Origin of the sequence: Fictibacillus tiangongensis (assembly GCF_048083785.1) — a bacterium.
Lineage (GTDB): Bacteria > Bacillota > Bacilli > Bacillales > Fictibacillaceae > Fictibacillus.
On record NZ_CP182294.1, the window covers coordinates 2,996,079 to 3,018,934 of the forward strand.

At 38.3% G+C, this 22,856-nt stretch carries 22 protein-coding genes and 1 other annotated feature (1 of these 23 only partly in view); of the genes, 5 read left to right on the forward strand and 17 right to left on the reverse strand.

Features of this window, described 5'->3' with window-relative positions; genetic code table 11:
- The first annotated feature begins 11 nt into the window (after positions 1 to 11).
- Positions 12 to 296, forward strand: a complete 285-nt coding sequence (locus ACNJYY_RS16075; RefSeq protein WP_186320458.1) for a YtzH-like family protein — start codon at positions 12 to 14, stop codon at positions 294 to 296.
- A gap of 50 nt (positions 297 to 346) precedes the next feature.
- Here the strand turns inward: ACNJYY_RS16075 and ACNJYY_RS16080 are convergent, their stop codons facing one another.
- The 6 genes from ACNJYY_RS16080 to thpR form a co-directional block, all read right to left on the reverse strand.
- Positions 347 to 1,129: a phosphotransferase gene (locus tag ACNJYY_RS16080; protein ID WP_416729278.1), complete on the reverse strand. Its 783-nt coding sequence runs from the start codon at positions 1,127 to 1,129 to the stop codon at positions 347 to 349.
- A 154-nt stretch (positions 1,130 to 1,283) separates the two neighbouring features.
- On the reverse strand, positions 1,284 to 3,422 hold the full coding sequence (pulA, locus tag ACNJYY_RS16085; RefSeq protein WP_416729279.1) for a type I pullulanase: 2,139 nt from the start codon (positions 3,420 to 3,422) through the stop codon (positions 1,284 to 1,286).
- Between the two features lie 161 nt (positions 3,423 to 3,583).
- Positions 3,584 to 3,787, reverse strand: coding sequence for a hypothetical protein (locus ACNJYY_RS16090; protein ID WP_416729280.1), 204 nt, complete (start codon positions 3,785 to 3,787; stop codon positions 3,584 to 3,586).
- 25 nt (positions 3,788 to 3,812) lie between these two features.
- The gene (locus ACNJYY_RS16095) at positions 3,813 to 4,736 is read right to left on the reverse strand and encodes a diacylglycerol/lipid kinase family protein (RefSeq protein WP_416729281.1); all 924 of its coding nucleotides are present in this window, start codon (positions 4,734 to 4,736) and stop codon (positions 3,813 to 3,815) included.
- A 49-nt stretch (positions 4,737 to 4,785) separates the two neighbouring features.
- Positions 4,786 to 5,568, reverse strand: a complete 783-nt coding sequence (locus ACNJYY_RS16100) for a hypothetical protein (RefSeq protein ID WP_416729282.1) — start codon at positions 5,566 to 5,568, stop codon at positions 4,786 to 4,788.
- Positions 5,569 to 5,592: 24 nt separating this feature from the next.
- A complete protein-coding gene (thpR, locus tag ACNJYY_RS16105; RefSeq protein ID WP_416729283.1) occupies positions 5,593 to 6,150 on the reverse strand; it encodes an RNA 2',3'-cyclic phosphodiesterase in 558 nt (185 codons plus the stop codon).
- A 111-nt stretch (positions 6,151 to 6,261) separates the two neighbouring features.
- Between thpR and cysK the strand changes: the two genes are divergently transcribed.
- Positions 6,262 to 7,194 (forward strand): cysteine synthase A, encoded by a 933-nt coding sequence (gene cysK / locus ACNJYY_RS16110; RefSeq protein WP_416729284.1) that lies wholly within the window; start codon positions 6,262 to 6,264, stop codon positions 7,192 to 7,194.
- Between the two features lie 90 nt (positions 7,195 to 7,284).
- On the opposite strand, the gene ACNJYY_RS16115 is transcribed toward cysK, so the two are convergent.
- The 3 genes from ACNJYY_RS16115 to ACNJYY_RS16125 are packed head-to-tail and all read right to left on the reverse strand — an operon-like array spanning position 7,285 to position 10,991.
- The gene (locus tag ACNJYY_RS16115; RefSeq protein ID WP_416729285.1) at positions 7,285 to 8,466 is read right to left on the reverse strand and encodes an MFS transporter; all 1,182 of its coding nucleotides are present in this window, start codon (positions 8,464 to 8,466) and stop codon (positions 7,285 to 7,287) included.
- A gap of 20 nt (positions 8,467 to 8,486) precedes the next feature.
- The gene (gene pepV, locus ACNJYY_RS16120) at positions 8,487 to 9,893 is read right to left on the reverse strand and encodes a dipeptidase PepV (RefSeq protein WP_416729286.1); all 1,407 of its coding nucleotides are present in this window, start codon (positions 9,891 to 9,893) and stop codon (positions 8,487 to 8,489) included.
- Between the two features lie 45 nt (positions 9,894 to 9,938).
- Positions 9,939 to 10,991: an ion channel gene (locus tag ACNJYY_RS16125; protein ID WP_416731895.1), complete on the reverse strand. Its 1,053-nt coding sequence runs from the start codon at positions 10,989 to 10,991 to the stop codon at positions 9,939 to 9,941.
- A gap of 387 nt (positions 10,992 to 11,378) precedes the next feature.
- Here ACNJYY_RS16125 and ACNJYY_RS16130 point away from each other — a divergent pair, with 387 nt between their 5' ends.
- Entirely contained in the window at positions 11,379 to 11,597 is a 219-nt protein-coding gene (locus ACNJYY_RS16130) for a DeoR family transcriptional regulator (protein ID WP_066243921.1), read from the forward strand.
- A gap of 93 nt (positions 11,598 to 11,690) precedes the next feature.
- Here ACNJYY_RS16130 and ACNJYY_RS16135 read toward each other — a convergent pair whose 3' ends face one another.
- Both ACNJYY_RS16135 and ACNJYY_RS16140 read right to left on the reverse strand, forming a co-directional pair.
- Positions 11,691 to 12,326 (reverse strand): PRC-barrel domain-containing protein, encoded by a 636-nt coding sequence (locus ACNJYY_RS16135; protein WP_416729287.1) that lies wholly within the window; start codon positions 12,324 to 12,326, stop codon positions 11,691 to 11,693.
- A 41-nt stretch (positions 12,327 to 12,367) separates the two neighbouring features.
- Complete coding sequence (locus ACNJYY_RS16140; RefSeq protein WP_416729288.1) at positions 12,368 to 13,096, reverse strand: pseudouridine synthase; 729 nt, start codon at positions 13,094 to 13,096, stop codon at positions 12,368 to 12,370.
- 102 nt (positions 13,097 to 13,198) lie between these two features.
- Between ACNJYY_RS16140 and ACNJYY_RS16145 the strand changes: the two genes are divergently transcribed.
- The gene (locus ACNJYY_RS16145) at positions 13,199 to 13,633 is read left to right on the forward strand and encodes a DUF6884 domain-containing protein (RefSeq protein ID WP_416729289.1); all 435 of its coding nucleotides are present in this window, start codon (positions 13,199 to 13,201) and stop codon (positions 13,631 to 13,633) included.
- 47 nt (positions 13,634 to 13,680) lie between these two features.
- On the opposite strand, the gene ACNJYY_RS16150 is transcribed toward ACNJYY_RS16145, so the two are convergent.
- Positions 13,681 to 15,285: a putative polysaccharide biosynthesis protein gene (locus ACNJYY_RS16150; RefSeq protein WP_416729290.1), complete on the reverse strand. Its 1,605-nt coding sequence runs from the start codon at positions 15,283 to 15,285 to the stop codon at positions 13,681 to 13,683.
- A 184-nt stretch (positions 15,286 to 15,469) separates the two neighbouring features.
- On the opposite strand from ACNJYY_RS16150, the gene ACNJYY_RS16155 reads away from it, so the two are divergent.
- On the forward strand, positions 15,470 to 16,732 hold the full coding sequence (locus ACNJYY_RS16155) for an NAD(P)/FAD-dependent oxidoreductase (RefSeq protein WP_416731896.1): 1,263 nt from the start codon (positions 15,470 to 15,472) through the stop codon (positions 16,730 to 16,732).
- Between the two features lie 49 nt (positions 16,733 to 16,781).
- Here the strand turns inward: ACNJYY_RS16155 and ACNJYY_RS16160 are convergent, their stop codons facing one another.
- The 5 genes from ACNJYY_RS16160 to leuS form a co-directional block, all read right to left on the reverse strand.
- Positions 16,782 to 16,985, reverse strand: a complete 204-nt coding sequence (locus tag ACNJYY_RS16160) for a sporulation protein Cse60 (RefSeq protein WP_416729291.1) — start codon at positions 16,983 to 16,985, stop codon at positions 16,782 to 16,784.
- An 89-nt stretch (positions 16,986 to 17,074) separates the two neighbouring features.
- Positions 17,075 to 17,710: an SDR family oxidoreductase gene (locus tag ACNJYY_RS16165; protein ID WP_416729292.1), complete on the reverse strand. Its 636-nt coding sequence runs from the start codon at positions 17,708 to 17,710 to the stop codon at positions 17,075 to 17,077.
- Positions 17,711 to 17,904: 194 nt separating this feature from the next.
- A complete protein-coding gene (locus ACNJYY_RS16170; protein ID WP_416729293.1) occupies positions 17,905 to 19,824 on the reverse strand; it encodes an EAL domain-containing protein in 1,920 nt (639 codons plus the stop codon).
- A gap of 131 nt (positions 19,825 to 19,955) precedes the next feature.
- A complete protein-coding gene (locus ACNJYY_RS16175; RefSeq protein WP_416729294.1) occupies positions 19,956 to 20,255 on the reverse strand; it encodes a rhodanese-like domain-containing protein in 300 nt (99 codons plus the stop codon).
- A 15-nt stretch (positions 20,256 to 20,270) separates the two neighbouring features.
- Entirely contained in the window at positions 20,271 to 22,691 is a 2,421-nt protein-coding gene (gene leuS / locus ACNJYY_RS16180) for a leucine--tRNA ligase (protein ID WP_416729295.1), read from the reverse strand.
- Positions 22,692 to 22,751: 60 nt separating this feature from the next.
- Positions 22,752 to 22,856 (reverse strand) — a binding site (T-box leader); it runs 125 nt beyond the window's last position.

The following is a 22,856-nucleotide window of genomic DNA, read 5'->3' on the forward strand; positions in this document are numbered from 1 at the left end:
GTGCAGCGAAAATGCCATTAAATCACAACGATCAATTGCATATCATCAGAGATCTTCTTCAAGACCATTACACCGATTGTGCTGGTTCACCATCCGAATGTGCTCAATTAGAACGTCTTGCTGCACATTTATTGGAGAACGGCGCTGTTCATGAAGAAGTAAGGAATATCCTGTCCAACATAAATGAATATAGCCACACCGGCTTTTCACACCAGCATCTAGAAGAGCATATTACGAATCATCGCCCACACTTAGAATCATGGATCAACACGATTCAAACGCATCATCCATATTAAGACACTATTCCCTAGGAAATAGTGTCAGATGATCTTATATAATGTCAAAATTAGATGGAACCCGCAAGTTTCTTAATACTTTCTGCAAAATGGGCAGTCTCTTTAGACTGTCCTTTTTCTTTATACCAGAAAAAAGAGCTTATCGTTTGTGCCAAAACATACCAATGCATTCTTCTTTCTAAGTCATCATCGAGTGTTTCCCCATAAATTTCAAGCCATTCTTCCCATTTTTCGTAAGGAATATAGCTATAGAGAAGCATTCCAAGATCAAGAGCAGGATCAGCTATCATCGCTCCGTCCCAATCGATCAAGTATAATTCATCCGATTCACTTAACAGCCAATTGTTATGATTCACATCACAATGACATACAACTAAATTATCAACTGCAACTTCAGAGGCAGTCTCCATTAAATAAGCAAAGGAATCATTAATGATTTCTAAATAATCTTTTTCTTTACGCATCTGCAATTGTATATCGTTTAAAAGGTCAACAGGCGTTAATCTTTTTTTCTCGAGTCGATTCATCATGCCAAGCAGTTCTTGAGATCGATGAATTTTTGCCAGAAGTTCTGCAACATTCTCACTTTTCATATCTGCTGCTTTCAGTTCACGTCCGTTTAGCCATTGTTGAGCTGTGATTACATCTCCATTACCTAACCTTTTTGTCCATAAAAGTTTAGGAACAATTCCTTCAGCAGAAAGAACAGCTAAAAACGGAGAGGAATTACGCTTTAAAAACAGTTTTTGGTTCCCATATTCAGCTATATATGCTTCTCCCGTTGCTCCGCCAGCAGGGGAAACCTGCCAATCTTCTCCCAAAATCTGTTCCAAAATGTTCACCTTCTTGTCTAGTTAAGAAATCCGTTTTTTATTAGTTGTTCATTCAAAAATTAATAGCTTTTCCGTATCAAATTAAATTACTGCGAAGTCATTATTTTAACACAAAAAATCAAGAAAAGCACTTGATTCTTGATTCTTTACAATCCTAAACAGAATATAACAAAGAAAAAGATAATGGTTCTAATTTATATAGATCTTCGTCGATTAGCCGATTATAGTATTTTTCATCTTCAATCGCTAACCTCCATGTGTTTTTTTCTAACCGGATTAATATCGGTTTAGTCGTTTGGTTAAAAAGTAATAAAGCATTATTCCAATATGAAGTATCCTTTTTTATATCGGTGGTTGGTAGGTGCAACTTAAATCCGAGACTGCCATCTGGGACTATCCATTCCGAAAGCTCAGCTGAGCTTTCAAGGAAGATAGGCTGTGATTTCCTTATCCTAATCAGCTGTTTGAAATAATCAACTTCTTTTTGAAAAGATTCACATCGACTCCAATCAAACGCATTTATGGTGTCTGGGAGGTTATAGCTGTTCTCTTCACCTTTCTTCGTTCGAAAACATTCTTGCCCAGCATGGATAAATGGAACACCTTGGGCAAAGATCGTAAACGCTAAGGCGAGCTGTTGTCTTTTTCTGCGCATGTATTCATCTTCAAATGGATGTCGGATAGACAATAAATCAAACAAAGTATGATTATCATGACATTCTGAATAATTAATGCTTTGCTCTGGTTTGATAAATGTTGAATTCTGACCTGCATAACCCCTCATCACGTGCTTCATTTGATGTTTGATTCGTTCATCATGATTACCATTTATAAAACCGCTCTGACCGTCAGGAAAGATGCTTCCCTTAACATGGTCCCGAAAAGCATCATTGAAAAAAGAATAGGAAGGCATCTTTTTAGCTGATGAAAGAGTAGCTCGTTTTTCTGGATCTAAATTCGTATTTAAGTCCCAACCTTCTCCAAGCAAAAAGACACCAGGATTCAATGATTTTAGTTTCTCAGCGGCTAGGTTCATCGTTTCAACATCATGAATCCCCATCAGATCAAATCGGAAACCATCTACCTTATATTCAATCATCCAATACGTTAAAGCATCTAGGATGAACTTTCGCATCATTTTTCTTTCCGATGCAGTATCATTTCCTACACCGGTTCCATTAACCGGGTTTCCCCCATTATCATAACGAAAAAAATAGCCAGGAACGAGTTTTTCAAATGGTGATTCCTCTCTTTTATATACATGGTTGTAGACCACGTCGAAAATAACAGAGAGCCCATTTTGTTGGAGTGTGTGTATTAATGTTTTCAATTCTTTTATCCTGCAACTGGGATCGCTGGGATTCGTTGCATACGAGCCTTCAGGAGAAAAAAAATGAACCGGATCATATCCCCAGTTGTACGCTGAATCAGGCATTGTTTCATCAACACTTCCAAAGTCTGCTACGGGCAACAATTGAACGTGAGTGATACCGAGACTTTTCAAATATTCCAAACCTGTATGAAACCCATTGGATGTTTTTGTTCCTGCTTCTGTTAATCCTAAATATTTGCCTTTATTTACGACACCACTATCAGAATGGATCGTTAAATCCCGAACATGAACTTCATAAATAATACTGTTTGTTTTTGAACGAAGGTTTATCTTTTTTCCTGATCGATTCCATCCTTCAGGGTCTGTTTCTGGAAGATGAATAACGACCGAATATACACCATTTGCAGTAACAGACTTAGAGTACGGATCTGTTGTTTCTACCCATTCATGGTTTACGTTTACTACAAACAAATATTCTGTAAGATGGTGATCTCCTTCTAACGTAATTTCCCAAACTCCTTTTTCGGTCCGTGACATTTTTTGTTCAATAAAGGTATTAGATTGTTGAGTTTTATACTTTAGTTTCATCGCAAAGGCTACAGGTGACCAAACTTTAAACGTTGTACTCTCGGGTGTGTAAATCGCTCCAAGACTTGTTTCAACATAATAGAGACTATCGAACTTTGATGTACGTACAATGCTACCGATCATTAAAGGGGTTCTTGATTCGTTAATCGTGACCCAATAACGGTTCTTTAAATCGATCGGCATTCTCGTTCTGCATTTATAGATCATTTGATTATGATAATGTTCTTGTTTATCAATAGTTAACGGCTGAACCAACTTTTTATCATCTACCAATGAAAGTGACGGGCTGACCGAAAAGGGCTTATTAACTACAATCGTTATCATAGAAAAATCATCCAAATATGCGGACATTGAAATGTGATCACTTTTCATTGAACTCACCCCTCTTTATCGCTATTACATCATATTGAACGTAAAATGAATTGGTTATTCCTTTTTTATATAAAAAAAGAGACTCATCCTAAAAGTAAGATAGGTTTACTTTAGGCAGCCTCACACGTTTGGCGAAGATAACTAAAAAAGTTTATTTATCTTCACTCAGCATTTAAATACTTATTCTTCATTATTCTTCCTGCAATAACAATTGCCGCATAAAAAACGATCGGTACGATAATCCCAATCATTAACTGTTCATTGGTTACATCTAGAATCCATTTTTTCAAACCAGACTTCTTTTCGATCAACATCACCCAAAGGAATGAAAAAAGTGCAATATTAAAAAAATCTGTCCATTTCATTTTAATTCCCCACTCATTTATGAATTTATATTTTAACTGAAACCGTACCTGGTTGAACTTTAATACGAACAGGAGTGGTTCCTTTATACTCACCATCGGCATGGATCGCTACAGATCTACGTGTAACAACCTCAATCTCTTTCCCTTTAAATTGTGAAACTCCTTGTACGTTTACGTGGCCACCCCAAAATACAGAAATAAAGAGCAACAACAGTTTAAATAGTGATAGATCATGCACAACACAAACATCTAGGATTCCATCGTTACTCTTAGCTGATGGACAAATTTTCATACCCCCTCCATAATAGGGCATGTTACCCACAGCTACAAGCCAGACCTTATTAAACACATATTCTTGTCCATCAATTTTTACTTCCATAGAATCAGGCACATAGAACTTTAGAACCTTAAACAATGTAAAAACATATGCAAGTGAACCTAATTTCAGCTTATGCAGGTACTTTTTATATGCTGCTTCATTTGTGCTCTTTGCGACTTCTCCATCTAGACCAATACCAATCGCACTAATAAAAGACTGGATTTTATGGCTTCGTCCTACCAGTTGAATATTGCCAGTATCAGTCTTTACTATTCGGTTACGTTTCAGATAAAGAAGCTGTTTTTTTAATCCTTTTACATCTTTCGTTAAGACCCGGACAATATCATTGCCAGATCCTCCTGATATAAAGCCTAAAGGTATGCTTTGATTTTCTTGCATGCCATTTAAAACCTCGTGAATCGTACCGTCTCCACCTACAGCAATTACAGCTTTAATATCATCTTTGTTTATGTATGTAATCTTCTTCGCGATTTCTGTCGCATGACCGCTATACTCCGTATAAAACGTTCTATAGCTTATCTTTTCCTCATCCATTACCTTTTTCAATTGATTAAATGTATGAATTGCTTTTGCGTTGTTTGCATTAATAATAAAGAAAAATTTTTTCATTCCAGTGCGTCCTCAATCTATGTTTTTAAAAGTATTTCGACAAAATCTCTCAAATACCTTCAAAGTGAAACTCAGACTCACTGGATAACGGATCTTTCCTATAAAGAGAGTTTGTCACACCTAATTTTAGGAGTTCAGACACAAACTTTAATTGCAATCCTTTTATGGGGGCTGGGTTTTGCTGCAGAAGGGCATGCCACTCATTAAAATTGCGTTTATCTACATAGCTGACTCTTCTCCAATCACTCGTAAAATCTATGAATGCTTGGGGTGCAATAATGCATGGTTTAATAGACAACTGTTTTTGAAAGGGTTCCAAAGCTTCTCGTACTATAGATTGCATACGTTCGAGCCGAATAAAAGGACTCAACGCAGTTTCTTTCTCCTCGTGTCGAACATTCTTCCAGAAACGTTTGTTTTCAGCTTCTTGCCAAATTCCCTCCCCATTCATCCAGACAATCAGCCATACCTCTGCGGGGCCAACTAAGATAATATTTAGTTCCACACCTGTTTTTTTCACTCGAATAACAGGTTCATAGAACAAAAAGTAGTTATCAGGAATTCCTTGAATGAGTAACTTTAGTGTTTTATCGTGTAGATACTTTTTATCCCAATTTGAGATTTCTTTCACAGTCGATGTCGCCCAATTCATCTGATGATGAAATAATTTTTCGCGAAATTCATGATGCGTGCGCTTGAGATGATCTGTTTCGTTTTGTTGTTGATATGCTTTCCATCGATTTTCTTTAATTCGTGTAAATAACGATTGATAGTGATATAAATTGTTTTCGTATCTGGATACATAATCAAGTAATTTAACAAGCTGCGCCATTAGATCTCCTCTCTTTTCATCTCTCTATATCGAATAAGAGTGTAAAACATGGTATTTCGGATGTTTCTCTATATGCGTTTCATAGAGAACAAATTGATCTGCATGGAATCGAATCTCTTTACCATATTGTTTCCACCATTTCTGAGGGTCCACCAAATGATGGGCTGACTTTATATGTTTCCTTGCAAGCGTAATATGCGGTGCATAAGGTCTTTTATCTAGCTGAAAACCTGCCTTCTCACATACATAAGCCACTTGTTTTTGCAGAGTATATAAAAAGGGTTCATCCTCAACACCTGCCCAGAAAATTCTTGGGTGCTGTTCGTTTCCAAAAAAACCGAATTGGTTTACTTGAAGAGAAAAAACGTTCTCTGTTTTATTCATTTTTTCGTTTAGTAGCTTATGAAGTTTTTCAATCTTCTCTGATGAAGCAACACCTAAAAAAGCTAAAGTGATGTGAAAATCTTCAGGGTGTACCCACGTTTTAAAATGATGTTCGTTCTTTAAATCGCTGCAAATTTTTGCAAGCTTGGTTTTCGCCTCATCAGGAAGCTTGACTGCCAAAAAATAATGTCTTTGCATATTCCTCACACACCTTCATTTATTTTATCAAAGAATACATAAATTCATCTGCTTTTTTCACACGTGACTTATTTGTTATAATTGATTCAGCAAGAAAAAGGAGTGCAGTTTATGAGAGTTGTTACAAATATTGCAGATTTAATCGGTGACACACCTATCGTAAAGTTAAACCGCCTTCCTCATCAAGAGGGAGCCGATGTATATGTGAAACTAGAGTATTATAATCCTAGTCGAAGCCTGAAAGACCGAGCTGCCTATAATATGATTATTAACGCAGAACAAAAAGGTCTCTTAAAAGAAGGTTCTACCATTATCGAACCAACATCAGGGAATACCGGGATCGGACTCGCTATGAATGCGGCCGCTAGAGGTTATTCTTCCATAATTGTGATGCCTGATACGATGACAGAAGAAAGAATTAATCTTTTAAAGGCATATGGCGCAAAAGTTGTACTAACTCCTGGTGATGAAAAGATGCCTGGAGCGATTAAGAAGGCACGAGAGCTTGCAGAAGAAATTCCTAACAGCTATATGCCCATGCAATTCGAGAACCCTTCAAACCCTGATGCGCATAGAGGAAGTACAGCGATTGAGATTAAAGAAGCCGTTGAAGAGTTGAACAAACCCTTTACCGCTTTTATCGCACCTGCTGGTACCGGAGGGACGATTACAGGAACGGGTGAACAGCTTAAAATATTTTTTCCGAATTTAACTGTACATGTGGTAGAACCTAAAGGGTCTCCTGTTCTTTCTGGAGGTAAACCTGGGAAACATAAGCTTGTAGGAACGAGTCCTGGTTTCATTCCGCCCATCTTAAATCAAAGTGTTTATGATGAGATTGTTCAAGTAAACGATGAAGACGCGTATACGATCACGAGACGACTTGCATCAGAAGAAGGCATCTTGGTCGGTCCATCTTCAGGAGCTGCTGTATATGCGGCTTTAAAAATTGCGGAGAAGCGCAAAAAAGGCGAAATCGTAGTTTGTATTACGTGTGATTCTGGAGAACGGTATCTATCAAGTGATCTGTTTCAGTTTGAATAAACACAAAGCATCCCAATATCGGGATGCTTTTTTATAAATAGCATGAAACAGAATTCAGCGACTGCCAAAAGCAATGTGCACTTTTGAATTTTACAGAGATCGTTGAATCAGTATTCGACCTTGCACTTCCATCTTTGTAAGGATCAAGACCATGAGCAGTCCTATGAATGATAGAACTCCGAAAAATAAATATGTGTAAAAGATGGTGTATTTATCAAAGATCACCCCGCCTACGAACGTACAAAACCAAGAGCCTAAACCATTTCCCACAGCCGTGTATAAGGAAACAGCTGTTGCTCGTACTTCAACGGGTGTATAAGTTCGTACATAATCCATAGCTGCTGGAATGAACAGACCAACTGAAAATCCTTGTACAACTGTTGTCATCAGTACGATTTGATACGATGGTTCAAAGAAATAAAACGTCCAACGAACAGCAGATACAGACGCTGCAAAGACCATAATATGCATCATTCCCCACCTTTTTATTGTGAGTCCTGCAAACTTCATAAATGGTGCTTCACTTCCTGCTGCGATCAAGAAGGCTAGTCCAACACCAGCCAAAGTTCCGCCTGTTTCTTGAATGTAAAATCCAAAATAAAAATTATTAGCAAAAATAGGACCAAATACCAAGAAAGTAGCGGAAAGGAAAACTAAATAAGAAGGCATCCTAACTAATTGTTTAATACCCTTTCTAAGATCTGTTCGGAGCGATTGATTATCTTTTGGCATCTTGATTACAAAGAACATACAAAGAAGAAGAACAGAAGTAAACATATAGAAGATCACTTGAGTCCCTATAGAATCCGCAAGCCTTCCTGCTATAAATACGGCTATAGCAAATCCGATTGCTCCAAAAAGCCTGTAATTTCCATATTGCTTGTTCTCTTTTTGTACGTAATTTAAAAGAATACTATCTGAAACAGGAACTAAGGCACTCTGCATGAAAGAAAAAGCGATAAGTATTCCTATTAACCAAAAATAAGATTCAAACAGATAGATGCTAAACCCTAAGCACGCTGTTAGAAGTAAAGAAAGTACTAAAACGGCCCTTGGACGTCTTGAATAATCTGTAACGATACCCCATAGAGGTTGAGCAAAAATCATTACGACTGGGCTGATGGACATTAAGGTCCCAATTTCTGTCCCGCTGAGACCTACTGAGTCTTTAAAATAAACACCTAATAACGGAAATAAACTCCCTAGACCAAAAAAACTTAATAGGTAAAAGCCTTTTAGACTGATAGAGGTTTGATCGAACGAATGATTCATGATGTACCCTCTCTTATTTGCTATTTAGCTAGTTCGTATATGGCTTGTGCATAAATGGCAGAAGCAAGAAATAAATCTTCTACAAACATGTGCTCATCCTTTTGGTGAGCCACATCTTCTCTTCCTGGGAACAGTGCACCGAATGCAACTCCTGTTTCCAATGACCTTGCATAAGTTCCTCCACCAATAGCCATCAATTCACCTTTTTTGCCTGTTTGATCTTCGTATACTTTTTGAAGCGTTTTAATCAACGGGTGATTTTCTTCTACATAGTTTGGTGGATTGTTTTCGATGATTCTCATCGTCCAATCATCTGTCTTGATTCTGGTTGATAATGTATGTTCGATTTTCTTGCTGTCATGTGTAACCGGATAGCGTATGTTTAACCCTACTTTTCCGCCTTCTGTCCCGCTATACGAGAGGACTCCAACATTAACCGTCAGCTTACCGCTCGCCTCATCTTCTGCTGCGATATTTAATTTATCACCTGTATACTCTCCCGTCAGCTCGTCCAACAACTTGAGAAAAGATTTGGCCGTTCCAGTGAACGACAGAGTGTTCAAATATTCACCTAGTATAAGTCCCGCATTTTTACCCATTTCAGGTGTACTTCCGTGTGCCGATTTCCCTTTAACTTTTAGGGTCAAAGCATCACCTTCGATGTGAGCACTAAATTCTACTCCAGATTTCTGTCCGAATGCTTCAAATAATCGCTGTACTTCCTCTAAATCGCTGCATTGGATTGTAGCTTCAGCATAATCTGGTACCATGTTTAAACGTTGGCCCGATGTAAAGGAAAGTAATTGAAGTCCATCTTTGTCTCCTTCTTGATCGCTTATAAGACGAAGCTCTACATCAAAAATTCCTTTTTCCGCAGAGATGATAGGAAAATCTGCATCAGGAGCAAATCCGATCGCTGGCATCTCTTCTTTCGTAAAATAATGTCTTACACATTGCCAGTTGCTCTCTTCATCACAACCAATAATCATACGGACCCTTTTCGATAACGGAAGCTTTAATTCTTGAATGATCTTCATACCATAAAAAGCTGCCATTGTAGGACCTTTATCATCGATCGCACCTCGTGCAAAGATCTTTCCATCTTTTAGTTCTGCTCCAAAAGGATCTACAGTCCAGCCATCACCAGGAGGAACCACATCAACATGGCAGAGAACACCTACGATATCTTCTCCATTTCCAATCTCGATGTGTCCTGCATATCCGTCTACATTCTTAACGGTCATTCCACTGTCTTTTCCAAGATCCAACATATACGTTAAAGCTTTTTCTATTTCGTGGCCAAAAGGAGCTCCTTCTTTTGCATTCTCTTCATCAAGCAGACTTGGAATCCGCAACAACCCTTTTGTATCTTCCATAAGTTGTTTCTTTCTCTTTTCAACCTGTTCTTTCCAATTAATTTGATCCATTTTTAACACCCTTTCAAAAAACTTGTTCTTTACTTGTCATATTACTCATGGTTTTAGAATCGACTCGTATACATCTTTGCTGCAGATAATATAAAGACGTGCATTATCAGGAATCGATTTCTTTAATTTTTTGTTAATCGACAGATCGTTACCATCAGCTATAAGTGTAGCACCTTGCTGCAACAAACTGTCAAAAGCATCTTTATATGTTACCCATTCCGCTCGTTTACGAACTTCAAATAAATTCTCTCCTTCTTTATGAGAAAGAAGTTGTGTGTATATTTCTGTAATGCCTTTAGAAAAGGCGGACCTTACAGCCATACGAGAAACGGTTTCATGACTTAAGACAAACTCATCTACTTTAGCATGCCTAAAGTTTTTAATATGCTCCTCTTTTTTTATCTCTACCGTACTATGTATGTGAGGAGTTAAGCGTTCAACCGAGGTTACGATCAACAGAGTCTTTCCATCAGCAAGAGCTGAATCATGAATCGAATCATCCGAAAACACTAGTACAGATTTTGCTTCTTTCAAATTTGCCTGTACGAGCGTTTCTTCTATTGATGGATCTCCTTGAATATAGTGAACATTCTGATGTGTAATCGGTGTTACAGATAGATTATCAATAAGAACGACTTCTAAGTTTGGATGTGTTTCTATAATTTCACTAACAGCATATTTTGCTTTCTCAGACCAACCTATAATTACAAAATGATTTCTTCCTTTAAAAGTCAATCTTCCTTCCTCCTTTCGTTTACGATGAGCACCTAATGCTTCTACCAGTTTTCCAATAGCCAGACCAGCAATACCTATACCGATCAAAAAGATGAATATCGCATAGATTCTTCCTGCAGTGGATACCGGATAATAATCGCCATAACCGACCGTGGTAACGGTAGTCATTACATACCATAGGGCGTCAAACCAGTTGGGGAATGTTTTTGGCTCTAAAAGATGCATAACGACTGACGAAAAAATAACAATAAAAAAGGTAAATGAAAAAATTCCAAACTTATTTATAACGATAAGTCTATTCATCAGCTTTTGTAAAATATACACCTCATCGCTCCTTACATAAATTTTTAATAACCTTATTATTGTACCTTATTCCCATTAAAATGGTTAGATGGGTTTGCTTTCTCAGGAATAATGAGATATTGACAAATAATAATTTTAGTGTATAATGGTGCCAAATAGGAGGTGTAGTGTTGGTTAACTGACAGTTTTCCTCTATATCTTTATATTAAGGATCATATGTTCGTTATGAGGTTTTGCTGCCTAGCCGCACAGACATCTTTTTGAACGTTATTACTACATTTAATGGCTGACGCAGCGGAGAACCGATACGGATTCTTCGCTTTTTTTTATTAAAAAGGATGGGTCTTAAGAATTAAAAAGAATGTAATACAACGTTCATATTTCATTAACTTTAGACTGGTATCATATAGTGTGTTAACAACTATCTAAATAACAAGGAGTGGTTTTTTGAGTCCTTCAACTGACAGAATGTTGAATCGTGTGAAAGCCCTGTATTTGTTTATTCGCAAGAAAGGTACTGTAACAACACGAGAACTAGTTGAAGAATTTGGAACTACGCAGCGTACCATCCAGAGAGATCTTAACGTCCTCTCTTATAACAATTTAGTAACAAGTCCTGCCCGAGGTATGTGGGAAACAACAGGCAAAAAAGTAAAAGTATCTTAAAAAAGATATAATAAATCATTTTCGGATAAGCATATTGCATGAAATAATCCCCGCTATTGAATTAGCGGGGACTTTTTTTGTTATTAGCTATTATTAAAGTTCGTCCTTGTTATCTCTTAAGAGCAGATCAGGAGTTCTTTCAATGTTCCATTCACGATTTTCCCAATTCGGTGTTCCTGAAACAGGCATATACTTATCATCCTGACCGAATAAATTCTTCCAAAATCCTTCGGCAAGAGAAAAACCGATAACTTGCTGACGATCTGTATCAATAATCAAATCTTTTATCTTTCCGACTTTTTCACCATCTTGATCGATAACAGTCCAATCTTTTATAGCCATATAAGAATAACACTCTTTTGGTTCATCTCTTTGTAATTCATTTCCGGAAAACACAAGTTTATCTTCATTAAATTCTTTCACTTGATGCCAAGGGATAAAAAAGGTCTCTTTTCCATAGTTCTGATTAGCAGCAAGGTTAGAGCTTCCTGTAAACGGAGTATGTTGTGTACCGATTCCTGAAGTGGCAGCAACAACTGTTTCCATATGCTTATCTGAGGGAATCTCTTCACGCTGATTGATTCCGTTGTCAACGGTGTACGTAAAATAACATAAGCGGTGATCGTACATATTAAATAGGATGTCATTGATTTTATGCTGTGTTTCTTCGGTCGATATCGTATGATTTTGAGCTTTTGCACCCATTAACTTCTCTGCAGATAATTTCATTGGTATACAACTCCTTTTTATTGGAAGATACCCCTTATAAATTATTCAAAAACATCTCCTTTTAAAGAAAGTAAGGATAGTTCTTCTTCCGCAAGCTCTCGATACATTCCTGACTCAAGCGATTCATCAAGCTTGAGTTGTCCCATCTGAATTCGTTTTAAGAAAATGACCTTTCTGCCGATAGCCTCAAACATCCTTTTCACTTGATGAAATTTCCCTTCAGTGATGGTTAGCTCAATCTCTGATTCTTTATCGTCATTAGTCAAGATTTTTAATAAAGCAGGCTTTGTTTTATACCCATCATCTAAGATGACACCCTCTTTAAAGCTTACAAATGCATCTTCTGGAATCGATCCATTTATTTTTGCGTAATACGTCTTAGGAACATGTTTTTTTGGTGATAACAAAGAATGTGACAGCTGGCCATCATTTGTTAAAATCAATAGACCCTCTGTATCAATGTCTAACCTTCCAACAGGAAATGGTTCAAAATTTTGATCTTCCATATAAAGTAGATCAATTACTGTTTCATGCCTGGAATCTTCAGTTGCTGAGATTACTCCTTGGGGCTTGTTCATCATCAGATAGATAAACTCTTTATAAACAGCTTCTGCTCCATGAACCATAACGTTGTCATGATCAGGGTCTGCTTGAGTCTTTGCATCCTTTACAACCTCACCGTTCAACGTAACTGCACCTGATTTTAGCAGCTGTTTTACTTCTTTTCTGCTTCCATAGCCTGTGTTTGATAACCATTTATCTATTCTCATATGAAACCTCCTGAATGAATGATCTTTTTTTCCTATATTATTGTAAAAAATTGATTGATTTTTGAAGAAACGGGGTAATTTAGTACTATAGGAGGAATTGGAATGAAAAGGAAAATAGGTCTTCTAGCAACTGCTCGAAAAAAAGCTTCTACCCCTTCTGCAGCTATAGATTTATACATAAGTCCCTTATTCGTTAAGTCTGTTCAATACGCACAAAACCATTATGATGATTTTTACTTTTTTAGTGCTAAAGAAGGACTCGTAACGAAAGACCAATACATTGAACCGTATAATGTTTCTATCAAAAATTTTACGACATCAGAAAAACGGGAATGGGCTCATCACGTGATACAAGACTTAGAACAAAACGTTAAGCCTTCTCAATGTAAGATTTATATTCATGGCGGCTGGGTATACCGGGAATTCTTACAGCCCGCGCTTGAAAGAGCAGGATTTCAATTTGAAGTTCCTCTCGAAGGATACAGCATTGGCAATCAACTTAAATGGTATGATGAACAAAATCATGTTAAAAAATGAATACCGCAGAAAAAGAAGGCCACTTATCAGCCTTCTTTTTTCTTTACTTATTTTCTGCGTTTCAAAAAAGGAATGCGATCACCTAGTATGATATTTAATAATCCTGATCGGTGACTTAAGAACACATACACTGCTCCTCCAGTGAGAATTCCTGCCGTTAATTTAATGATTGTATCAAGTCTTGTTTCTGTCTCACCTAAGAGCGAGGATACGATCATAACAGTTATAGCCATCGCTGCACAAAACAACGTGATCAGAACGGTTCTTCGATATACCCATTTAAATGAAAAGCCGCTATATTTTTTAATGATATACAGATTGAACAAGATCGAAAGTGTATATCCGATGTCAGTAGCAATGACAGAGCCAGTCCCACCGAACAGCAATAATAGAGGTTTGTTTAGAATCAGTTTTGCTAAGAAGCCAGCTGATAAACTGATAAACGCATACCGTTGCTGATTAAGCCCTTGCAGAATTGCTGCTGTAACTGTAAACATCGCAAACCATAACGCGGTTGGTGCGTACCATTGAAGGTAATAACCCCCGGTCTCCATGGATGATAACCCAAAGAGTGCACCATACGCAGGGTATGCAAGAACTGCTAGCCCGATCGCTGCTGGTGCAGTTAAGAACAGCACCATCTGAAACGTTTGCGTGATCTGCTTATGAAGAATCTCATCATCGTTTTGGGTGAACGATTTCGTTATGACAGGTATCAAGGTTAGTGCAAGAGCAGTTGCTAATGATACTGGAATCATAACAAGCTTATGCGCGATTTGTGTGATGATGGCGAATACAGATTCCGCTTCTTTCAGCGTATAATCCATTTTCTTAAGCGTGTTAACGATCGTAAACTGATCCACCATCTGATAGAGCGGAATAGCTAGACCGACAGCTACAAACGGAATCGCATACTTGATCGTTTCCTTATAAATATCTTTTAATGAAATATCTGCAACAGGTTTACTTTCTCTATACATCTTGTCCAGATGCGGTTTTCTTTTGATCCAATACCAGATGAGAACGGCTAAGCCTGCAACTGCTCCTAACGTAGCTGCAAATGTAGAAAGCGCAACTGCTGTTGTTATCTCACCGTTCATTAGATTAATTACAACGAAACTTCCAACAAGAATAAACACAATTCGAACGATCTGTTCAATGACTTGCGACACCGCTGTTGGCCCCATAGATTGAAAGCCTTGGAAATATCCACGAATCAAACTCATGGAAGGTACTACGATCAGGGCCGTACTTACCATTCGAATTACTAATGTAATGTCTTCAATGCTGTTGCCTTGTCCGCCTTTTTCATCGATAATCTGATGAGCAAGTATAGGTGCCAGCATATACAAGATGACAAAAGCTAGAGTTCCTGTCAGCGTCATGACGAGAAGACCAGATTTTAGCAATTTCCTCCCTGCCGCATAATCTCCTAATGCATTATATTTAGAAACAAATTTAGAAACAGCAAGCGGAACTCCCATTGTGGAAATACTAAGTAATATGGTATATGGAATATAAGCATAGCCGTATAGAGCCATACCTTGTTCTTCTACTAGATTGGTAAATGGAATGACAAAGATTAATCCGATGAATTTCGAGAAAAACGTCGCAGCGGATAAAATCAATGTTCCACGAAGTAATCGAGACAACTATTTTCAGCTCCTACTAATCATCCTAAAAAACATTATTGATATTGTATCACATTAAAAGCGGATGTAACCTACTTTAACTTTTTGCAAAAAAGTAAGGATTATGAAACTTATAGTCTTTTTGTTAAAGCTATGCTATTGTATGAAATGACTTTTATTGAACGTATTAGAAAGTTGGGATTGTATGACTTATGATTGTATAGTAATCGGCGGTGGACCTTCTGGCCTCATGGCGAGTGTCGGTGCTGCTACGAATGGTGCACGTGTACTATTAATCGATAAAGGAGAAAAACTAGGCCGTAAACTTGCTATTTCAGGTGGCGGACGCTGCAACGTCACAAACCGCCTGCCTGTTGAAGAAATTATCAAGCATATTCCGGGTAACGGACGTTTTTTATACAGCGCCTTTTCTGTTTTTAACAACGAAGACATCATTCGATTTTTCGAAGGGCTAGGAATCGAACTAAAAGAAGAGGACCATGGACGCATGTTCCCTGTTACAAATAAGGCGACTGATGTTGTGGCTGCTCTTCTGCAAAAAATAAAGCAGCTTGGTGTTACGATCCAAACGAACACTCCCGTAAAAACGATACATTATGGCGAAGATATTCATGAGATCATCCTTCATAGCGGAGAAGTGATCCAAACAAAATCGATTGTAATTGCCGTAGGCGGTAAATCTGTTCCACATACAGGTTCCACAGGAGATGGTTATGCATGGGCTAAAAAGGCGGGACACACGATTACAGAGCTCTACCCGACTGAGGTTCCTATCACTTCTAATGAACCATTCATCAAACATAAAACGTTGCAAGGTATATCATTAAGAAACGTTGCACTCTCTGTATGGAATCCAAAAGGCAAGTTGATCAAAGCTCATCAGATGGACATGATTTTTACTCATTTTGGAGTATCCGGTCCTGCAGCCTTAAGATGCAGCCAATATGTAGTAAAAGCTTTGAAAAAGTTTGATGTACCATCGATCGAGATGAGAATTGATTCTTTTCCAGATGAGAATGAAGATACGTTACTTACTTCCCTCCAGAAAAGGATAGATTCTGAACCTAAGAAAGCACTTAAGAACGTACTCAAAGGAATGCTTCCAGAAAAGTTTCTTCATTTTTTAATCGAACGGGCAGAGATTGATGGTGAGGCGATTGCTGATCAAGTTTCTAAACAAGCACTTCGTCAGCTTGTTTTACAAATGAAGAGTTTCTCATTTTCTGTTAATGGTACATTATCGATCGAAAAAGCTTTTGTTACTGGAGGCGGAGTCTCAGTTAAAGAGATCGCACCTCAAACGATGGCATCCAAGAAACAAGAAGGCTTATTCTTCTGTGGTGAAATCTTAGATCTTCACGGATACACAGGTGGTTATAATATTACCGTTGCCTTTGTAACAGGTAATATTGCGGGTACTAACGCAGCTTACCATGCATTGGGCTAAACCTATAAAACAAGAAGAGTGGCAACCACTAAGGGGTTGCCACTCTTCTTTATTTTGGCGATCCAATTTTCTTATAGATAATCAACGCTGAAAAAGAAAACATCGTATCGTCCTCTGAGTGTACATTATCACAAACGGCAATCTGATACTTAATATCCACAACATTCTCAGGAGGAACAATACTCAGAAACTCATTTATGGCGATTTCTAAATCCTCTTCATGATCTTCATCGAAGATTTTTACTTGTATCATAAAAAAGCATCCCCTTTCAGCCAATAGTTTTGATATTCTTTCGGCCTATGGAGATGCTTATCCTTTGTTAAGTTTTGACTAGTTTTGTCTTACAGATTTTCAAGAGCAGTTTGAATAGGTACTTCTCCTTCAATCAGTTCAAAAACTTTATGGCTTACGTTTTCATTCCCTACACATGCCGCAAGTGTTCTTGCCACATCTGCACGAGGAATAGATCCACGCTCGTTCAGTTTTTCTTTCGCTTGAATCATGCCCATTCCATCCTCATCCGTTAATGCACCCGGACGCAAGATCGTATAATTTAAAGTGCTGTTGATCAGTTCTTGATCAGCTTTTCCTTTTGCCTCAAGGTAATGCTGAAGTCCTTCTGGTCCTTTCTCAGGAGTGTCAGCACCAACTGAACTTACAAGTATGAATTGTTTCACCTTATGTTTTTGTGCTAATTGTATGGACTTTACCGCTCCTTCATAATCTACAGCATCTGTTTTATCCGGTCCTGTATGACCACCAGAACCTGCTGTAAAGATGACAGCTTCGATCCCTTCATAAACATGGTCGAAATCTCCTTCTAAGTCACCTAAAACAGCAGTAATATTCTCATGCAGAAAATGATCTTGCTGTTCTTCCTTTCGTACCATCGCTTTAATAGAGTGTTCTTGATCAGCTAGTATATTACATGTCATTTTACCAATATTACCGTTTGCTCCGATTACTAATACATTCACTACATATCCACTCCTTCTATTGTCTACTTATGTAGTGTTTCACGAAATGAAGAATATAAAACATTTGATTGTGTAATAGTAGTCTTGTTGGTAGGTCAAGAGGTTCCGAATGTCTCCTCGACAAAGGCGTCTTAATTATAAATTCATTAAAAAAAGCTCAAAACACCTTTCATTAGCGGCGTTTTAAGCTCTTTTTAATTCATAACAACATTCTTATGCAACTGTTTTTGAAGTTCATCAGCATGAAGTGGTTTGTACAGATGATAACCTTGACCGTATATACATCCTTGCTCTACTAAGAAATTAATCTGCTCACAGCTTTCGATACCTTCTGCAATGACGTGAAAATCAAGATTGTGTCCCATATCAATGATCGTTTTTACAATCGCTCCTGCTTTTTGATCTATTAAGATGTCATCGATAAACATCTTATCAATCTTTAATGTATCAACAGGTAATTGTCTCAAATACGTTAAAGAGGAATAACCCGTACCAAAGTCATCCACTGAAATGCGAATTCCTTTTACTCTTAAATCATTCAAAATCGGAAGAGCTTCTTCCATGTTTTGCATCGTCGTGCTTTCTGTAATCTCCAACTCTAATGAAGTAGGTGGAAACTCAGTCTCTGAAAGAATACTTTCTACTCTTTCAATAAAAGATTCATCTAATAGCTGTCTAACTGAAATATTTACCGAGATCAAGAGATCATTGAAGCCATTTTTATGCCAACTTAACCCTTGGGTACAAGCTTCTCTTAACACCCATTCACCAATCGGTAGAATCATCCCCGTTTCTTCAGCGATCGGAATAAACTCAGCCGGTGAGATCATTCCTTCATCTTCTTTATTCCAGCGTAATAACGCTTCAACACCTAGAATTTTCTTATTACCGATATGAACTAAAGGCTGATAAACAAGATAGAACTCGTTGTTCATTAATGCTTTTCTTAAACCATGTTCGAGGTTCAACCTTCTTTCCATCCGGCCATCACGTTGTTCTGCGAAAAATTGATACGTGTTTCGCCCTTTTTCTTTTGCCTGATACAGAGCGGAATCAGCACGTTTCAATAGGGTTTCGCTGTCTGTACCATTCTCAGGATAGATACTAATACCGATACTTGGTGTTGTAAATACTTCTTGCCCACTCAATTTAAACGGTTTTGTAAAAGCTTGAATAATTTTCTCTGCTTTCTGTTTGATCTCACTGATATCTTTAAAATTCAGCAAGATCAAAAATTCATCCCCGCTCCTTCGAAATACCGTTCCGTAATAACCTACCGTAACCTTTAAGAGTTCTGCTACTTTCTGAAGCAGCAGATCACCAAAACTATGTCCAAGCGTATCATTCAGAACGTTAAACCGATCGAGATCAACATACATTAAGGCTAGATTTCGATTTTGAAGCTTTGATTCTAGTATTTGTTTTTCAATCGCCTGCATAAAGCCGTTACGATTTGGCAGGCCAGTTAATTCATCATAATAAGCCATATGCTCAATCGTTATCTCAGCTCTTTTTCTTTCCGTAATATCAATAAGGATGGAGTTAAAATCAACTAATTCGTTGTTGGCATCCAAAAAAGGGATTCCCCGATCTTGTATCCAACGTATCTCACCGTTCGGCTTCATGATGCGATATTCGCTTGTAGTGATCAATCCGTTTTTTATGGAAATGCCTCGGTTCATGATGATCTCATCATCGTCTGGATGAATTACCTTCTTCCATAATTCTGAGTCGTCATAAAAAGCTTGCAAAGGATAACCATATAATTTTTCAATACCCGATGTTATTAAAAGTTTATTCGTTTTTAGGTTGTGCGACCAGATCGCAACGTCGATACTATCAAATATGTTTTGAAGCTTTACGCGGTTTGCTTCTAATTCAGCAAACGTCTCTTTATGATTTAAGATCTCCTGTTCTAAATTTACCGCATAACTATCTTTTTCGATCAGCATTTTGTATATCAGAATTGCAAAAAGCACAACAATTCCAAGATCTATTCCATACATCAAAAAGCTCTCATTGTACATTAAACCTATTGTACTTACAGTATGTAAGGTAAACAAAACAGCTAGGATATAGGTCCATTTTTTAGTTTTTGCGTGTTTTAATGGCATTTGTAAGCCTCCAAGGCTAGTAAGTATACCCTTTCTATCGGCTAGTTCTTGGAAATTTAAACATTCATTAATAAAGTCATATATATAACCAAAAAAACTCTCCGCTCATATCTTGAGCAGAGAGTTTTTTATTAGTCCTTACTATATTCCAACATACCGCCAGTCATATTCTTGACCTTAAATCCATGATCTTGCAGGAAATATGCTACATTCTCACTGCGTCGTCCGGAACGGCAGACGATGATGTGTTCTTCGTCCTTGTTTATTTCATCTAAACGAACTGGTATCTCACCCATTTTGATATGCGCTGCCTCTGGGATCTTACCTTCAGCAACTTCTTCATCTTCACGAACATCAATCAGAGAAATCTTTTTTCCTTCTTGAAGCAATTGTTTTACTTCTGACGGTGAAATTTCTTTTAGTTCTTCCATGAGTATTTGCCTCCTTTAATTCGCAACGATATTCACAAGCTTACCTGGAACTGTAATAACTTTGCGAATCGTCTTTCCTTCAATGCTTTGTTGAACGGATTCATCTTTCAACGCAGCTTCTTCCATATCAGATCCACTGATGTTTGCGGCAATCGTCATCTTCGCTTTAAGTTTACCGTTCACTTGGACTACAATTTCAACTTCATTCTCTACAAGTTGAGCTTCGTCCCAAACTGGCCAAGATGCATATGCGATGGTGCCTTCTCCACCTAACAATTCCCAAAGTTCCTCACAAATATGCGGAGCGATCGGGGAAAGCATCTTAACAAAACCTTGCATGAAATCTTTTGGAAGAATTTCTTGTTTGTTTGCTTCATTCACAAAGACCATCAATTGTGAGATGGCAGTATTAAAGCGAAGTCCTTCATAATCTTCAGTTACTTTCTTCACCGTCATATGATAAAGACGATTGAAGGCTTCTGTTCCATTTGTATCTTGAATCGACGGATTGATTTTCTCTCCATCTTCAGCTAGAAGTAATCTCCATACACGATCCAAGAATCTGCGAGCTCCATCTAAACCAGTTGTGCTCCAAGCGATAGAAGCGTCAAGTGGTCCCATGAACATCTCATATAAACGAAGTGTATCTGCCCCATGGCTCGATACGATCTCATCAGGGTTAACTACGTTCCCTTTAGATTTACTCATCTTTTCATTATTTTCTCCAAGGATCATTCCCTGGTTGTAAAGTTTTTGGAAAGGCTCTTTTGTCGGAACGATACCAAGATCATACATAACCTTATGCCAGAAACGAGCATAAAGAAGGTGCAATACTGCGTGCTCAGCTCCACCAATATAAATATCAACCGGAAGCCAATGCTTAAGCTTCTCAGGAGATGCTAATTGCTCCTCGTTTTTCGGATCGATATAACGAAGGTAATACCAGCAGCTTCCTGCCCATTGTGGCATCGTATTCGTTTCACGACGTCCTTTCTTTCCTGTTTCAGCATCTACAACGTTTACCCACTCTTCAACGTTAGCAAGTGGAGATTCCCCAGTACCAGAAGGTTTGATCTCTTTAACAACTGGTAGAAGAAGAGGAAGTTGATCTTCTGATACTGTCGACATCGTACCATCTTCCCAGTGGATGACCGGGATCGGTTCGCCCCAATAACGCTGACGTGAGAACAACCAGTCACGAAGACGGTAAGTGATCTTCTTCTCACCTTTTTTGTTAACAGAAAGCCAATCGTTCATCGCTGCAATCGCTTCTTCTTTTTGCATGCCATTCAAGAAATCTGAATTAACGTGTTCACCATCACCTGTGTACGCTTCTTCTGCCACATTTCCGCCGGCAACCACTTCAGAGATCGGAAGTTCAAACTTCACTGCGAACTCGTGATCACGTTCATCGTGCGCAGGAACTGCCATGATCGCACCCGTTCCATAGCTTGCTAGTACATAGTCTGCAATCCAGATCGGAAGTTTCGCGCCTGTTACGGGATGAATCGCATATGCCCCGGTAAACACACCAGATTTTTCTTTAGCAAGTTCTGTACGTTCAAGATCTGACTTTGTTTCTACTTGTCTTTGATAAGCCGTTACAGCCTCTTTTTGGTCTTCTGATACAATTTCGTTTACTAGTTTATTTTCAGGAGCCAGTACTAAGTATGTCGCCCCAAAAAGTGTATCCGGTCGAGTTGTGAACACTGTGATATGAGAGGAATGTCCATCTACATCAAAGTGAACTTCAGCTCCCTCTGAGCGGCCGATCCAGTTTCGCTGCATATCTTTCAAGCTCTCAGGCCAATCTAGTTCATCTAGATCTTCCAATAATCTGTCAGCGTATGCTGTGATCTTAAGCATCCATTGTCTCATAGGTTTACGAACGACAGGATGGCCTCCGCGTTCACTTTTTCCATCGATGACTTCTTCGTTCGCGAGTACCGTTCCAAGTGCTTCACACCAGTTCACAGGTACTTCATCTACATACGCAAGTCCTTTATTATAAAGCTGGATAAAAATCCATTGTGTCCATTTGTAATAAGAAGGATCTGTTGTGTTAACTTCACGGTCCCAGTCATAAGAAAAACCAAGCTCTTTAATCTGTCTGCGGAACGTGTTGATGTTTGTTTCTGTAAATTCTGCCGGATCGTTTCCTGTATCAAGCGCATACTGTTCTGCAGGAAGTCCGAAAGCATCCCACCCCATCGGATGAAGTACGTTGTATCCTTGCATACGCTTCATTCTAGATAGAATATCTGTCGCCGTGTAACCTTCTGGATGACCAACGTGAAGGCCAGCTCCAGATGGGTATGGAAACATATCTAGCGCGTAAAATTTCTTTTTATCATATTCTTCTTTAGTTTGGAACGTCTTGTTGTCATCCCAGAACTTCTGCCACTTTTTCTCGATTGTTTTGTGGTTATAATACATAACCGATCCTCCTTAGAAAACTGTACTTTAAAAACAAAAAACCTCCCGCCCCTAATAAACATTAGGGACGAAAGGTTAGTAAACAATTTAAACCTGCCGCGGTACCACCCTGATTAATGCAACGATCGCATTCACTCGGAAACATACCTTAACGCGGCGAACGGC

Bases quoted from the DNA above. Each gene is read 5' to 3' on its own strand.
- ACNJYY_RS16075 (WP_186320458.1), top strand. From the start codon at position 12: ATGCCATTAAATCACAACGATCAATTGCATATCATCAGAGATCTTCTT.
- pulA (WP_416729279.1), bottom strand. From the start codon at position 3,422: ATGAAAAGTGATCACATTTCAATGTCCGCATATTTGGATGATTTTTCT.
- ACNJYY_RS16090 (WP_416729280.1), bottom strand. From the start codon at position 3,787: ATGAAATGGACAGATTTTTTTAATATTGCACTTTTTTCATTCCTTTGG.
- ACNJYY_RS16095 (WP_416729281.1), bottom strand. From the start codon at position 4,736: ATGAAAAAATTTTTCTTTATTATTAATGCAAACAACGCAAAAGCAATT.
- ACNJYY_RS16100 (WP_416729282.1), bottom strand. From the start codon at position 5,568: ATGGCGCAGCTTGTTAAATTACTTGATTATGTATCCAGATACGAAAAC.
- thpR (WP_416729283.1), bottom strand. From the start codon at position 6,150: ATGCAAAGACATTATTTTTTGGCAGTCAAGCTTCCTGATGAGGCGAAA.
- cysK (WP_416729284.1), top strand. From the start codon at position 6,262: ATGAGAGTTGTTACAAATATTGCAGATTTAATCGGTGACACACCTATC.
- ACNJYY_RS16115 (WP_416729285.1), bottom strand. From the start codon at position 8,466: ATGAATCATTCGTTCGATCAAACCTCTATCAGTCTAAAAGGCTTTTAC.
- pepV (WP_416729286.1), bottom strand. From the start codon at position 9,893: ATGGATCAAATTAATTGGAAAGAACAGGTTGAAAAGAGAAAGAAACAA.
- ACNJYY_RS16135 (WP_416729287.1), bottom strand. From the start codon at position 12,326: ATGAAATTATCTGCAGAGAAGTTAATGGGTGCAAAAGCTCAAAATCAT.
- ACNJYY_RS16140 (WP_416729288.1), bottom strand. From the start codon at position 13,096: ATGAGAATAGATAAATGGTTATCAAACACAGGCTATGGAAGCAGAAAA.
- ACNJYY_RS16145 (WP_416729289.1), top strand. From the start codon at position 13,199: ATGAAAAGGAAAATAGGTCTTCTAGCAACTGCTCGAAAAAAAGCTTCT.
- ACNJYY_RS16155 (WP_416731896.1), top strand. From the start codon at position 15,470: ATGACTTATGATTGTATAGTAATCGGCGGTGGACCTTCTGGCCTCATG.
- ACNJYY_RS16160 (WP_416729291.1), bottom strand. From the start codon at position 16,985: ATGATACAAGTAAAAATCTTCGATGAAGATCATGAAGAGGATTTAGAA.
- ACNJYY_RS16170 (WP_416729293.1), bottom strand. From the start codon at position 19,824: ATGCCATTAAAACACGCAAAAACTAAAAAATGGACCTATATCCTAGCT.
- ACNJYY_RS16175 (WP_416729294.1), bottom strand. From the start codon at position 20,255: ATGGAAGAACTAAAAGAAATTTCACCGTCAGAAGTAAAACAATTGCTT.
- leuS (WP_416729295.1), bottom strand. From the start codon at position 22,691: ATGTATTATAACCACAAAACAATCGAGAAAAAGTGGCAGAAGTTCTGG.